General features: G+C 45.3%; 12 protein-coding genes. 10 read left to right on the top strand and 2 right to left on the bottom strand.

Annotated features, from left to right (window positions below; translation table 11 throughout):
• Window positions 1-186: 186 nt before the first annotated feature.
• The 5 genes from NSQ29_RS30815 (at window position 187) to NSQ29_RS30795 (ending at window position 5,221) form a co-directional block, all read left to right on the top strand.
• Window positions 187-1,629 carry a SulP family inorganic anion transporter gene (locus NSQ29_RS30815; RefSeq protein ID WP_445739203.1) on the top strand — a complete coding sequence of 481 codons (1,443 nt, stop codon included), beginning with the start codon at window positions 187-189 and terminating at the stop codon, window positions 1,627-1,629.
• 188 nt (window positions 1,630-1,817) lie between these two features.
• Window positions 1,818-2,300, top strand: a complete 483-nt coding sequence (locus NSQ29_RS30810; RefSeq protein ID WP_341126864.1) for an Rrf2 family transcriptional regulator — start codon at window positions 1,818-1,820, stop codon at window positions 2,298-2,300.
• 21 nt (window positions 2,301-2,321) lie between these two features.
• The gene (locus NSQ29_RS30805) at window positions 2,322-3,320 is read left to right on the top strand and encodes an LLM class flavin-dependent oxidoreductase (RefSeq protein WP_341126863.1); all 999 of its coding nucleotides are present in this window, start codon (window positions 2,322-2,324) and stop codon (window positions 3,318-3,320) included.
• Window positions 3,321-3,508: 188 nt separating this feature from the next.
• Entirely contained in the window at window positions 3,509-4,282 is a 774-nt protein-coding gene (locus tag NSQ29_RS30800) for a hypothetical protein (protein WP_341126862.1), read from the top strand.
• A gap of 105 nt (window positions 4,283-4,387) precedes the next feature.
• Window positions 4,388-5,221 carry a prohibitin family protein gene (locus NSQ29_RS30795; protein WP_042191910.1) on the top strand — a complete coding sequence of 278 codons (834 nt, stop codon included), beginning with the start codon at window positions 4,388-4,390 and terminating at the stop codon, window positions 5,219-5,221.
• Between the two features lie 96 nt (window positions 5,222-5,317).
• On the opposite strand, the gene NSQ29_RS30790 is transcribed toward NSQ29_RS30795, so the two are convergent.
• Together NSQ29_RS30790 and NSQ29_RS30785 are read right to left on the bottom strand one after the other, a co-directional pair.
• Window positions 5,318-6,310 (bottom strand): ketoacyl-ACP synthase III, encoded by a 993-nt coding sequence (locus NSQ29_RS30790; RefSeq protein ID WP_341126861.1) that lies wholly within the window; start codon window positions 6,308-6,310, stop codon window positions 5,318-5,320.
• 10 nt (window positions 6,311-6,320) lie between these two features.
• Window positions 6,321-6,662 carry a hypothetical protein gene (locus tag NSQ29_RS30785; protein ID WP_042191906.1) on the bottom strand — a complete coding sequence of 114 codons (342 nt, stop codon included), beginning with the start codon at window positions 6,660-6,662 and terminating at the stop codon, window positions 6,321-6,323.
• A 322-nt stretch (window positions 6,663-6,984) separates the two neighbouring features.
• On the opposite strand from NSQ29_RS30785, the gene deoC reads away from it, so the two are divergent.
• From deoC to NSQ29_RS30760, 5 genes are all read left to right on the top strand, one after another.
• Window positions 6,985-7,662 carry a deoxyribose-phosphate aldolase gene (gene deoC / locus NSQ29_RS30780; RefSeq protein ID WP_143759565.1) on the top strand — a complete coding sequence of 226 codons (678 nt, stop codon included), beginning with the start codon at window positions 6,985-6,987 and terminating at the stop codon, window positions 7,660-7,662.
• Window positions 7,663-7,974: 312 nt separating this feature from the next.
• Window positions 7,975-9,267 (top strand): homocysteine synthase, encoded by a 1,293-nt coding sequence (locus NSQ29_RS30775; RefSeq protein ID WP_042131076.1) that lies wholly within the window; start codon window positions 7,975-7,977, stop codon window positions 9,265-9,267.
• 209 nt (window positions 9,268-9,476) lie between these two features.
• Window positions 9,477-10,553, top strand: coding sequence for a hypothetical protein (locus NSQ29_RS30770; RefSeq protein ID WP_341126860.1), 1,077 nt, complete (start codon window positions 9,477-9,479; stop codon window positions 10,551-10,553).
• 694 nt (window positions 10,554-11,247) lie between these two features.
• Complete coding sequence (gene aroB, locus NSQ29_RS30765) at window positions 11,248-12,387, top strand: 3-dehydroquinate synthase (RefSeq protein WP_341126859.1); 1,140 nt, start codon at window positions 11,248-11,250, stop codon at window positions 12,385-12,387.
• A 410-nt stretch (window positions 12,388-12,797) separates the two neighbouring features.
• Complete coding sequence (locus tag NSQ29_RS30760) at window positions 12,798-14,762, top strand: heavy metal translocating P-type ATPase (protein ID WP_341126858.1); 1,965 nt, start codon at window positions 12,798-12,800, stop codon at window positions 14,760-14,762.
• Window positions 14,763-14,776: the final 14 nt, after the last annotated feature.

The following is a 14,776-nucleotide window of genomic DNA, read 5'->3' as shown; positions in this document are numbered from 1 at the left end:
AATATAGAATTTGAATGATATTTCAAGGATTGGCTAGAAAATGAGGTGAATAAGCGCTTACAAGTCTATCTAATCTTTTTGTGAAGGTGAAGGCGGGTCGAGTACAATAAGGAACATTAGCGTTGCACCGGCCCCGGGTCTTTTTGAAAAGGCCTATATACCTTATTAGTCACAGGAGGAAATTAGATTTTGAAGCAGCTTACCTTAAATAATGGGTGGTTTTCTAACACTCGAACCGATATTTTATCGGGGATGACCGTAGCCGTTGCACTGATTCCTGAAGCGATCGCTTTTTCGATCTTGGCGGGAGTAAGTCCGATGGTTGGTTTATATGCCTCTTTCTGTATTGCAATTGTAACCGCACTTGCCGGAGGCAGACCCGGAATGATCTCGGCGGCTACAGGGGCTATGGCCCTATTAGTCGGAAGTCTCGTACTAGAGCATGGAATAGAGTATCTGTTCGCGGCAACTGTACTGGCTGGTGTGTTTCAGATATTGATGGGCATGTTGAAACTGGGCCGATTCATCACTTTTTTGCCACAGCCGGTCATGACGGGGTTTGTCAACGCGCTGGCGATACTGATTTTCATGGCGCAGCTTACCCATTTTAATGGACAAGGCTGGGTGATGTATGGACTGGTAGCTCTGACATTGCTTATTATCTATACGGTTCCTCGGTTTACCAAAGCCGTACCCTCAGCGCTTGTAGCGATTGTTATCGTTTCTATTCTTAGCATCGCTCTTCATCTGGACGTAAGAACCGTAGGGGATATGGGGAATATTACAGCAACTTTGCCACTATTCCATTTACCGCAGATCCCGTTCACGCTGGATACGCTGCTTATTATTTTGCCATATTCACTCTCGCTGGCCGTAGTTGGGTTATTGGAATCCCTGATGACTGCCACCTTAATAGACGATATTACGGGCACAGGTAGTGATAAGAACAGAGAGGCGAAGGGACAGGGGCTGGCGAATGTAGTCACTGGTTTTTTCGGAGGGATGGCAGGCTGTGCGATGATTGGCCAGTCAATGGTTAACATGAAGTCAGGAGGACGCACGCGTCTGTCCACGTTTGTATCAGGGATCTTTTTATTGTTCCTAATTATCGTACTTGGCGATGTGGTTAAGCAGATTCCGATGGGCGCGCTCGTTGGCGTAATGATAATGGTCTGTATCAGCACCTTTGAATGGGGCTCGCTTAAATCTCTAACCCGTGTTCCGCTTAGCGATGCGTTGGTTATGATTGTGACGGTGGTCACCGTGGTGGCTACAGACAATCTTTCTATTGGCGTTTTATTTGGGGTTCTGCTAAGTGCTTTAACGTTTGCTTGGAAAATAGCTTCGATCCGCCTAACAGTTCAGGAAGCTGCCTCTTCCAAAACATATGCGGTTACCGGCCAGCTGTTCTTCGGCACGACAAGCCACTTCATTCATGAATTCGCCTACGATAGCGATCCGGATCATATTATTATCGATTTTTCACACTCCCATGTGTGGGACCAATCCGCAGTTCATGCCATAGCGAAGACGATGAGCAAATACGCCGAACGTGGCAAAAAAGTCACCATTACCGGACTTAATGATCAGAGCTCACAGCTGGTTCAGCGGGTGGGACTATCCATATAAAAAAGATTGCGCTATATGCGCGATCTTTTTTTTATAGCAGATATTAACTGTAAGAGAAGACGAGCAGGGTTTTACTTTTGGTGCAAACTGATATAAAGTATAAAGTGGATAATGTTTATCCGCTTTATACGCGGGTGGTATAGTCTACAGTTTATATTAAGCAATTTATGTAGATCGAGGTGCTGTACATGCATATGAAAACAGGGGTAGAACAGTCAGTGTATGCACTGGTTCTGCTTAACATGCTGCCGGACAAAGCGGTGTTGTCTGGAGAAGCGATTAGCCAGCAGCTCGGAGCATCGGCGACCTATTTTCAGAAACTGTTAAGAAAGCTGGTAACCGCAGACATCATCACGTCTGTTCCCGGCATTAAAGGTGGCTTTAAATTAAAGAAGAGACCTGAAGATATTCGTGTATATGACGTTTACCTTGCGGTGGAAGGCCAGCAGTCGCTGTATTCATCCAATGGTATTCTGGTAGACATGTTGGATTTAGAGAAAGAAGATAGCTGCTGCCTGTTAACCAATCTGATGGAAGAAGCTGAATCCTCTTGGAAAGCTGTATTAAAGCGGGAGACTATTGCTTCGTTGTCGGAGGAAATGCTTGGTGAACGCTTTAAAGATAAGATTGCAGCCTTAGAGGAATGGATCTGCAATAAAATGGTCATCTAACCAAAGAAGGGATGTATTCGCATGAGATTAAGCGTATTGGATCAGGCACCCGTGACAAGTGGTAACACAGCGGAAGGTGCTCTGAATAAAGCAGAAGAACTAGCTATTTTAGCAGATGAGTTGGGATATAGCAGAATGTGGATGGCAGAGCACCATGGCGGAAATACATTTGCTAGCTCAGCTCCGGAAGTAACGGCAGCCCGTTTAGCCGCTAAGACCAACCGTATTCGAATCGGCACCGGTGGTGTTATGATGATGCATTATTCTCCGCTTAAGCTGGCGGAAGTATTTAAAACGTTAAGTGCTTTTACCCCGGGGAGAATAGATTTCGGTGTGGGACGAGCTCCTGGTGGCGATACAAGTGCTATGTACGCTCTGTCTGAAGGCCGCGAGTTAATGCTGCATAACATGTATGATAAGCTTGGCATTACTATGCAGCTGCTTAGTGATCAGATTCCGGAAAGTGAGTTGTATACCAAAAATCTTGCCGCTCCAACGAAGGTGGCGCTCCCCGAGGTATGGTTGTTAGGCTCGAGCGGCAACAGTGCGCGAAAAGCAGCACAGATGGGAGTCGGATACTCCTTTGCGCAATTTTTTAATGGTGCCATGAGTAATGAGATTTTGGATCAATATCGGAATAACTACCAGCCTTCTATCTTCATGGACAAACCTGAGATTAGTGTATCCTATATGGTGACCACCGCAGAAACGAAGGAAGAAGCTGAGTATGAGGCATTACCGCAGGATATTTTTCGGTTGATGATGAGCAAGGGCAGAATTACTCAGGTGCTGACACCAGAAGAAGCTCAGAACATATCGTTATCGGAAATTGACCGGATGTCAATCAAGGAAAGCCGTAAGATTCATTTGGTTGGTGCGGTTAAAGACATCGCCGTACGCTTGCAAGAAGAACAAGCTCAATATGGTTTCCAGGAAGCGATGATATGCAGCATTCCGCATTCGCAAGAGAAACGTCTAGAGGTTTACCGACTACTGGCGCGTGAACTGCTAGGCTCTTGATTCTTTCCTCTCAAACCCGCATTTGATGCGGGTTTTTTGTATGCCAATTTAGCTTTTTGATCGACGCATGCCCTCAAAAGACAATAAATTAACCCTCTCGCCCCCTAAAAGTAACATTTGAATATCTAACTTCATCTATGATTAATGAAAGATTTGATTTTAAAAAGAGGATAGGAAGTGAATAAGAGATGTTTCCTCTACATAAATCCGTTACGCTGACAGCTTTGCTTCTAATGAATCTGCTGGCAGGTTGCCAACATCAGGTTGACCCATCCCCCCTTCAATCGGCTAATGACTACCACACATCAAGACCGAAGCCAACGGACACCGCTGCAAATCTCATTAAGCTAGAGTGGAAGCTGGTGGATACAATCCCCATAGTCTCTCAACTAAGTGATCCACCTACAGGCGCTACTTTAATTACAGAGAAGAAGCTGGATAATTTCGGAGGAGTCAAAGTAAAGGTGTATACGATGGCTAGTGACGAAGACTACGTGTATGCCAACATTTCTACTTCCAAAGGACAATACAGTCTAGGGGCGATAGGAACTTATAATTATCGTCAGCCGGAGGATATCAAGGTAGAAGTGGTGCGGATTTTTAGCGAAAAGGTGCTGAAAATCACCGGTGGACTAGGAGCAAATAATTCGCTTACTAACTATTATTTAATCGACGAGAGTGGTAACCCCTCGGGCTTGCTGCAAATAGATACCGGACATTCCAAAGAGCTGGATGTTGATGGGGATGGATCTATTGAGGGTGTAGCCGCGCATGGAAATCCGATGAGTGCCTACATTTACCGCTGGAATGTTGATCACGCTGAGGTAACTTACGTTAATGATGCTTTGGAGGCGGACTCCGTAGTGCTAACGGATGAAGGAATATATGAAGCTTTTAATATCGGGGACAAGCAGAGCAAAAGATTCCGATTGACCCTAGAAGGACTGATCCAAGAGCGGTAACACCATGACCACTGCTGCTGAAATATTTCCTGCGACCAATTCCCTCAAACCTCCGTATAGACGATTAAGCTTTAATGATTATCCATAATCTAGGAGGGGTATTGGATGAATATGCAAATGAATCCGAAATTGAAACAGCTGCGACCGGGGAAAATAGTTAGCGGTGTTGCAGCGGTGCTCATTGTATTGTTGATTGGCGCGAACTCTTTTGTATCTGTGGAATATGGGCATGTAGGTTTGTACAAAACCTTTGGTAAATTAAATGACAATACGTTGTCACCTGGTATTCATTTTAAAGTTCCGTTTATTCAGACGGTGATTCAAGTCAATACGCAGGTAACGAAAGCGGAGACCGATACTTCAGCCTCTTCAAAAGATCTTCAGCCCGTATCCACACATGTAGCGGTGAACTATTCCGTAAATAAGGCTTCTGCCTTTAATCTGATGAACAATATCGGAGGTAATTTTGATAATGTAATTATCAATCCGGCCATTCAAGAAATCGTTAAAGAAGTGACAGCCAAATATCCAGCAGAGGATTTGATTACACGCCGTGATGTAGTGTCGAGTGAGATCAGTGAGCATTTAACCGCTAGGCTGGCAAAATATGATCTGATCGTCAACGATATTAACATTGTTAACTTTAAATTCTCTGAGGCGTTTAACCAGTCGATTGAAGCGAAGCAGGTCGCCCAGCAGCAGGCGCTGAAGGCCGAAAATGATCTCCGGCGGATTGAGATTGAAGCGAAGCAAAAGATCGCCCAGGCGCAAGCCGAAGCCGAATCTTTAAGACTTAAGAAGCAGGAGGTTACACCTGAGCTGGTGCAGCTGAAGCAAATAGAGGTCCAAGAAAAAGCGCTGGAAAAATGGAACGGCGTACTGCCATCTGTAACAGGGGGAGCCACTCCATTTGTGGATGTTCAATCCCTGACTAAATAATTCATTATTAGATTTCTGATTTATTTCACAAATTGCTAACATCTGCTCCTCTGATGGGAAAGCCCTACTTCTATAGAAGTAGGGCTTTTTATGCTATTAATATTGATAAAGCATTGTAGGAATTTGCCAACCAGCACCAACCGACCAGAAGAAGACATAATCGCCACGTTTGATTCGTCCGTCTTCGACTCCGCGTTGAAAGGCGATAAAAGGACTGCTTGTAGCCGTATACCCGAACTCGTCGCCTACATAGATGAATTTCTCATCAGTAAGTCCAAGACCCTCTTGGATGAGTTCGATATTTTTGAGAGAGAATTGTGAAAGGCAGAAGGCAGAGATATCATCTGTAGTCAGGCCGTTTCTTGAGAGAAGCTTTTTCATGTCTGCAACCGCCGCATTTACACAAACAGTACCGTCAAAGGGTGTCCAGCGTATCCGAATTTGCTCCGGTGTAATGTCCTCGTGATAAATATTCGATAAACCGCAAGCAGGGAACATAATATTCTCAGATCCCTCAGAATCAGTGTAATAAAGGGAGTCAATGAAGCCTGATTGCTCGCTACTTCGTTCCAGAATGACAGCTGCTGCGGCATCCCCGAAGTTAGGGTAAGTAATTTCATCATCCGTATTGCAGTGCACTGAGCTATAGTCGCTTCCCACGACGAGTGCGTACCGGATACTAGGATTAGCTTGCATATAACGACTTGTCTGCTCTACAGCAGACACCATTCCTGCACAGTTGGCATTGGAATCTTGCGTAATGGTCCGATGTTTACCTTGTAGCATGCGGTGCAGCAGGAGTGCGTTGGTAGGATAGGTATATTCCGGTGTCTGTGAAGCGAACATGATCATATCCATATCTTCACCTTGTAAATTGGCTTCTTGTAGCGCTTTTTGGGCGGCCTTGAGTCCCATCGTTAGGGCATTTTCATCCTTATCGTTTACGATGTATCTCCGGTCACGACCCATGACTTCTAGGAATCGCTTAATGTCCTTGCCCATACTCTGGAAATGCTCCAGATAATAATCATTAGATACGACATGTTCCGGATGGTAATAAGCGGCTTGGCGGATGGTTATATGTCCCAAATGAAACCTCCTATGCTTCAATAATTTCGTAATTTTCTAATTTCGTTGCCCGGGCTACTCGGCTTAGCTGCATTTTTAGGACAGGGCTTTTGGCAATAATGAAGGTTACTTTTTTAAATCCTGATTCTTTATACAGTATGTAGCATTGCTCAAGCATAGGAAGAGTGTCGGGCGAGGATACGTTTAATGTCTTGCAATCTAAAATGATCTCATATTGTGCTGGGTCAAATGTACTTACGATTTGGTTGTACTCCTGAATGAAGCGCCCGGCGTCCTCCGGTGACATAGAACCTTCTACTTGTACATTCAGTTTTTGGGCTGCAGCGTTTGAGGTGAAATTAAAGTTTCCCATTTTAAATCGATCTCCTCCTAAATATGATAAAAGAAAAATTTAAATAAATAGGCTAAAAAACCCATTTATATAGATATTATCGTATTTTTTAATGGGAAAGTTTAGGGGGATCATCCTTTATATTTTAAAAAATACAAGAAGGTATAAAATTAACTTGAAAAGATAATTAAGTAAATAATGACCTGCTTCAAATATATTTATATGAGTTAACCGAGGTTAGGGCGGGTATGATCGCCCAGTCGACTTTGCAAAGCAGAGTTCTATTGGTATGATTACAGAGATGAAAAAAATTCACTATCCAAATCATGGAGGAATGACAAAAATGAGCGAAATTACACTATCGCGGATCATTGATCATACACTGCTTAAAGCAGATGCACGGAAAGAAGATATCGTTAAATTGGCAGAGGAAGCAAAAGCCTATAAGTTTGCTTCAGTCTGCGTAAACCCTGCTTGGGTAGCTACTGCCCATGAAGTGTTGAAGGATACGCCTGAGGTTAAAGTCTGCACAGTTATCGGCTTCCCGCTCGGATCCTCGACAACAGAGACCAAAGCATTTGAGACTACCAATGCTATCGCTAATGGTGCAGGTGAAGTGGATATGGTCATCAACATCGGAGCGCTGAAAGATGGTAACAATGAGTTGGTTAAACGTGATATTGCAGCAGTTGTAGACGCAGCTCGCGGCAAAGCACTGACTAAGGTCATTATCGAGACCTGTTTATTAACGGAAGAAGAAAAGGTTCGTGCCTGCAAGCTTTCTGTTGAAGCCGGAGCAGACTTCGTAAAAACATCCACAGGATTCTCTACAGGTGGGGCAACGAAGGAAGATATCGCGCTGATGCGTGCAACGGTTGGACCTAATGTGGGTGTGAAGGCTTCCGGTGGTGTTCGTAGTGCAGAAGATGCCCATGTAATGGTACAAGCAGGTGCAAGCCGTATTGGTACCAGCGGCGGTGTAGCGATTGCTAAGGGTGAAACAAGCCAAAGCAATTACTAAAAGAAGATAAGTAAAACGGTAGCGGTGAGATGAGGTGGACAAGCTTTATCTGCCGCTATTCTGTTTTTTATTGCGTAGATGTTCTGTACCAGGTACATATGGTTATACATGTTTCTTCAGCTTAAAAATTTTTATTGAAAGCGTTATCTGATATTCATCGGACATGCTTTCCTTTGAATAAATCAAAATATAATAATTCGCACCGGAATAATAAGATTTTTTTCTTTTCAAATGATGTCGTTTATGAGAGAATAGGTACAATTATTATTTGTTAAAGATTTCTATTCTTATTTATAAAGGGAGGAAATACCTATGTCAGAAGACCGTAAGCTGTCATTTGAAACTTTGACTGTTCATGCAGGCCAGGAAATTGATCCAACTACTTTCGCACGTGCTGTACCGCTTTATCAGACCACGTCTTATGGATTCCGTGATGCTGATCATGCAGCGGATCTGTTTGCGCTCAAAGAATTCGGTAATATTTACACTCGGCTGATGAATCCGACTACAGATGTATTTGAACAGCGTTTGGCAGCACTAGAAGGTGGAGCAGGTGCACTTGCTACAGCTTCCGGGGCAGCGGCTATTTCTTTCTCCATTCTAAATATTGCGGGCGCTGGGGATGAAATTGTATCTGCGGCAAGCCTATACGGTGGAACTTATAATCTTTTTTCTACAACGCTGCCTAAGCTTGGTATTAAGGTGCATTTTGTGGATTCGGATAATCCAGAGAACTTCCGTGCTGCGATTAATGATAAAACCAAAGCTTTGTATGCAGAAACTATTGGTAACCCACAGGGGAATGTACTAGATATTGAAGCCGTTGCAGCAATCGCACACGAACATGGAATTCCTCTTATTGTGGATAATACGTTCCCAAGCCCATATTTACTGCGTCCGATTGAGCATGGAGCTGACATCGTTGTTCATTCGGCAACTAAATTCATCGGCGGGCATGGTACATCTATCGGTGGAATTATTGTAGACGGTGGTAAGTTCGATTGGAAGGCAAGCGGTAAGTTCCCAGGACTTACAGAGCCTGATCCAAGTTATCATGGCGTTGTTTATACGGAAGCTGTTGGACCGATTGCTTATATTATCAAAGCCCGCGTTCAATTACTTCGCGATTTAGGTGCTTCTATTTCACCATTTAACTCTTGGATGCTGTTGCAAGGGCTCGAGACACTCCATTTGCGGATGGAACGTCACAGCCAGAATGCACTAAAGGTTGCGCAATATTTGGAGGCACACGCAGATGTAGAATGGGTAAGTTATTCTGGACTTCCTACTCATCCATCTCATGAATTAGCGCAAAAGTATTTACCTAAAGGTCAAGGCGCGATCCTTACCTTCGGTATTAAAGGTGGAAGTGCTGCGGGACGCAAGCTGATTGAAAATGTGAAGCTGTTCTCGCATTTGGCGAATGTCGGTGACTCCAAGTCATTGATTATCCACCCTGCAAGCACAACACATGCACAGCTGTCGGATGAAGAGCAAACCACAGCGGGAGTAACTCCGGAATTGCTCCGCTTATCGATTGGTACGGAATCTATTGATGATATTATTTATGATCTGGAACAGGCCATTGCCGCCAGTCAACAATAGAACAATGAAGTTCAAGGAAGGCATCTGCTGCTATGTGGCGATGCCTTTTTTGTGATTTAATAAGGCAAATTATTCATATGATTTGGCAACGCTTGCATATTTCATGGGAGGTTCCCGTATTTATAAGTGTGGTAATAAGATGTCGGTGGCATGATGTTTATTTACTAGGCGTACCGGCAGCAATCCAAAGATAAAGGGTGGGTGCGAAGATGAAGGGTGAACGTCAGCAGGATGGTTTTCGGAGTAGTGAAGAGCGCCCGTTCAAGTTCATGTATAAGGCCGGTGATCGGGCTGTTGGGATGGAAATGAGCCAAGCCGGATCCGTTGCCTCCGCTGCCGCAGAATTTATCACCGGAGTAGAGCAGAAGGATGTCGTAGAACCTTTGAACCGTTCTTATTTTAAGCGCCCTGGAGAACAGTCGGCTTTCTTAGTGCTGCGTGAAGGACGAGAAGAACGTGAAGAGCGCCCTACTACAAGAGAAGGAACAAGATCCGTTCAAGCTGGACCTTGTCTGATACGAAGTGAGGAATGGCTGCTTGAACCTGAATTGTTCTGTCTTTATGAGAACTGGTTATCCAGTGAAGATGAGCTGCAGGCTAATCGAATGCTGCAGCGGATTTATTATCGATTGCAGGCAGCGACCACAGCGCTGCTGGAATCGCCGGATGGTGAATGGGCAGCGCTCACCCTGCTGCATCCAGGTGAGCTTGCGGCGCAGCCCGCAAAGCTCACCGCGCTTCAGGACGCGCAGCTCGAAGCGCTTTTTACTGCGGTGGCGGAGAGCCAGCGTCAAGGCGGCGATTGCCGCCTTGACCTGCTGGTCGCCTACACCGCAAGCGGAGCCGAATTCGCCGCAAAGCGCGAATTCATCGAGGTCGTGGCCGATCAGACACTCGGCCACGCTTATGCGGCGGCGTGCCGCATCGGGGCGCTGATCGCGCCCGATGTGGAGCCCTCCGCCGCCGCGGAAATCGCGCGCATCGCCGATTTCCTAGTGCTCGACGGCGCGGCGAGCGAGCTCGCGCCGGAAGGGGCCGCCGCAGAGGGCTTCACCCTGGCGGCGGGCGAGATCCTTGCCGCCGTGCGGAGCGTGAAGCCGGCGGCGGTAGTTCTCGCCGCGGGGACTCCGGCGGCGTCGGCTTTGGCCGATCTGTATCAGATCGGCCTCAGCGGGATCTTTTGCAGCGCAGGTCAGCGGACCGAAGCGCTGCTTAGAGCAGCCTGTCTGATCTGGATCGCCAGGCAGCAGGAGACACTGGATACTGCCGCCGGTGGAAGGCAGTAGGACAACAATGAAGCGGCTGTCACTTAAGCCGCTTTCTCTTCTAAATAAGACGATACGTTTCATTTAGAATCGATAAAAAGACAAAAGAGCAGTGATTCTGCCGTTAATGGAGAATCACTGCTCTTTATTATTAGAGGATCATTGCTCTTGGTTATTGAATGATCACTGTAATTTATGGTTGGGAGCTCTTCTTCATTTTGAGTGTTTTGACTACTTGCTTCAAAAGTAAAATCATCATCCGTTGAGGCTTACGGACTCAGATGACCTTATTTGCATAATTTATGCTCTTGGAGCATGTTTTGAACTCCAGAGACATTATTCAATCGAAGGAGACTCATATTTGGTGTTTTTCAGGCCAATAGCTGCAATGGGGTCCGTTAGCAATCCAAATCTGGGAAAAAACTGCGGTTAAGGTCCACTCAGTCCGTAACGGCACGTTCGCAAACTTTCCGTTTCAACAGTGTATAATCCGAAGGCGGCTTCGCGTAGATCTTACTACTCAAATTAAGTCGCAGTGCATTACAAGTACGGCTGCACTGCGACTTCTACTTCATTCATAATGCTGCCTGTCGTCAGGGTCATATCGTCTTGCCCCAGTCGATTTGCTTTCAGGTCCTCATTGATATTACATAAAAAGGATAATTAAAGAGGCGGCTCGAATCTATTAGCATCCTACTGAAAAGAGGCGCTGCACATGTCCACAAATTTTAGAGTTGCCCTGAAGAAGGTTGTTGATCATTCTTACGACATTGAGATCGGTGAAACTTTATTTAACTCATTAATAGAAGACTTAAAACGAGGAATCGTAGAGAATGTGAGCAAATTTGCGATTATTACGGATTCCAAAGTTGAAGCGCTGTATGGACAAGCCTTGCTGGAACAGCTGATTCAGAATGGTTTCCATGCGGAGCTTTTTTCTTTTCCAGCTGGAGAAAAGTCCAAAACCCGTGAAACGAAGGCACAGCTTGAGGATCAGCTATTAAGTCGTTCGTATGGACGAGATTGCTGTATTATTGCGATTGGAGGTGGGGCGGTAACGGATTTAGCAGGTTTTCTGGCAGGGACATTTGGCCGGGGAGTGCCGAGTTTGAACTATGCAACTACTTTATTAGCGGCAGCAGATGCATCCATTGGCGGTAAAACAGGCGTAAATACACTAGTCGCTACCAATCTAATCGGTGTATTTCATCAACCCAAAAAGGTGTACATCGACTTAACGACTTGGAGAACTCTTCCGGTTCGTGAGTTTCGTAGCGGATTGGCTGAAACGATCAAACATGCCTGCATCGCCGATGCGGGATTTTTCGAGTTTTTGGAGCGAAATATGGATAAAGTAGTCTCCGCCGAAGATGGACTTGTATTAGATCGAGAAGTTTGCGAACGGATTGCACTTTACAATTGTGAGATCAAATATGGCGTGGTAGAGAAGGACGAATTGGAGAGTAATCTGCGTCAAATTCTAAATCTGGGGCATACCGCAGGTCGAGCACTGGAGGCATTAAGTGGTTATGAATTGTTACATGGCGAGGCCATAGCGATTGGACTTTCGATTCAGGTGCAGTTAGCAGAGCACTTGGGGTATGTAACGCCGGACCAAGCTCAGCGGGTGATTGCTTTGCTACAGAAGGCAGGTCTGCCAACTGAAATCCCAGCAACCATTACAGACCGAATGTTAATCGATAAAATGTACACTGATAAAAAAGTACGCAAAGGGCGCATACGTTTTGTATTCCAAGAAGGAATCGGCTCGATGAAACGTTTTGAGGATGGATCTTATTCAACTCCAGTTGAGGAACATCTCCTAACAGAGCTTTTAGATAAAATTCGCCACTAAACGGGCAGCTAACACATATTCTGAAATAAATGGCGTTTAGCTGAATAGATAGGCTTTACTTTTTAATTCCTGGTGGTATGATTAAAATATAAGTTGCACTAAGGAAATATAGTTGTGCTATTGCAACAATGATTATCATTCTCACTACCTATAGTTATCAATCATGCTGTCCCGGCTAAGCCGGGGCAGCATGTGTCATTTTAGGGGTCTTAATAATGGCTCTCATTCTCACTTGGCAGAAGCAAAACTCCACAAAACAGAGCGTATGCTCACGAACTAAGTTTTGTTTCGAAGAAAAACCAATGAAGTTAGGCTCCACAAAACAAAGCGTATGCTCACAAAGCAAGTTTTGTTGCGAAGTAGAGTCAATGAAGTAAAACTCCACAAAACTTTAAAGGACGGCGATTATTATGCAAGCAACATCAAAACATTTACCCAAGCAGTCATCTATCTCTGGCAGCATGAAGAAGCCAGGCGCTCCAAAGCGCCGGTTCGATCCGCGTGCCATGCTCAGCAATTCTGAAATGCAGGCTGCTCTGGGCAGCGGACTGCTTATGCTTTTTGCTTGGTCAGTTGGTGGATGGTCAGAAATTCTTTCCATAGCACTCTATGTCATTTCTTATACGATTGGTGGCTGGAACAAGGCAAAGGAAGGCGTAGAAACGCTCGTCAAAGAACGAGATCTCGATGTGAATCTATTAATGATTGCAGCCGCACTAGGCGCAGCTTCCATTGGATACTGGAATGAAGGTGCTATGCTTATTTTCATATTTGCACTCAGTGGAGCATTAGAGAGTTATACGATGGAACGTAGTAAAAAGGATATTTCCTCGCTGATGGCACTCAAACCGGCTACGGCTATGCGCATTGAAAAAGGAAGTATGAATGAGGTTAATATTGACCAGCTGGTGATCGGAGATCTGCTACTTGTGCGTCCGGGAGATTTAATTCCGGCAGACGGCAAGGTATATCGGGGGGAATCGGCAGTAGATCAGGCTTCCATTACGGGAGAATCGGTTCCTGTAGAGAAATGTGCCGGTAGCGAGGTTTTTGCAGGCACTGTGAATGGAGAAGGACCCCTTTATATTGAGGTAACGAAAGCAGCTGAGAACACCCTTTTTGCTAAAATCATCAAAATGGTAGAAGAGGCAGAGACGGAAGTTCCTAACTCCCAGCGTTTTATTAAAAGACTAGAAGCCATCTATGCACGGGTTGTCGTAGCCTCCACAGTGGCACTGATTATCCTTCCACCGTTTTTGCTGGACTGGAGCTGGAGCGCAACCTTCTATAAAGCGATGGTCTTTCTAGTAGTAGCATCACCTTGCGCTCTGGTCTCTTCCATTATGCCAGCGATGCTGTCAGCCATCTCCAAAAGTGCGCGAAAAGGGGTTCTGTTTAAAGGCGGGGTCCATCTGGAAAATATGGCACGCACAACGGTTGTGGCATTCGATAAGACAGGGACGCTTACAGAGGGAACTCCTCAGGTAACTGATTTTATTGCAGGTGAAGGCTACAGTCGGCAAGAGTTGCTAACGGTTAGTGCATCCATTGAGCATATGTCCCGTCATCCACTGGCGGAAGCGATTGTGCGTAAAGCGGAAGAGGAAGGTTTAGAGCTACAGGGAGTAGAAGACAGTAAGACCATCACAGGCTGGGGGATTGAAGGTCAAATCGACGGACATCTCTGGAGAATCGGAAAGTCTAATTTGCTCGATGAGCTGACTCCATCTGCTATGAATCCTGAACTAGAGCATTGGAAACTTAAGCGGCAGCAGTTGGCTGAAGAAGGGAAGACCGTCTCTATCATTCTGGACGGTGAGCAAATTGCCGGAATGATTGCTTTACAGGATACGGTTCGCCCACAAGCAGAAGCCGCAGTGCGTAAGCTGCAGGAGCTCGGGATTAAAGTGGCAATGCTTACCGGTGACCGTGACGCTACAGCTCAGGTTATTGCAGGTACTACTGGAGTAGATATGGTATTTGCCGATCTATTACCGGAGGATAAAGTAAAGCATATCAAAGCACTACGTGAAAAGTATGGTCACGTTGTTATGGTAGGTGATGGTGTGAATGATGCACCTGCTTTGGCGACAGCAACCGTAGGCATGGGGATGGGTATGAAAGGAAGCGGCGCAGCACTTGAAATAGCCGATGTAGTGCTTATGAATGATAATATAGAAGAGATCGCTTCAACCATATCATTGGCGCGTCGTTCGCAGCGTATTGTGAAGCAAAATATGATTTTTGCTGTGACTGTGATTGCAGTGCTTATGATCAGCAACTTTGTGCAAGGGATCGCACTTCCTTTTGGCGTGATAGGGCATGAAGGCAGTACGATATTAGTGATTCTAAATGGACTAAGATTATTGCGATAATATTTTTTAAAATT

Origin of the sequence: Paenibacillus sp. FSL F4-0236, assembly GCF_038000135.1 — a bacterium.
GTDB lineage: Bacteria > Bacillota > Bacilli > Paenibacillales > Paenibacillaceae > Paenibacillus_AQ.
Note: the sequence above shows the minus strand (reverse complement) of the source record. Positions and strands in the feature narration are given on the sequence as shown.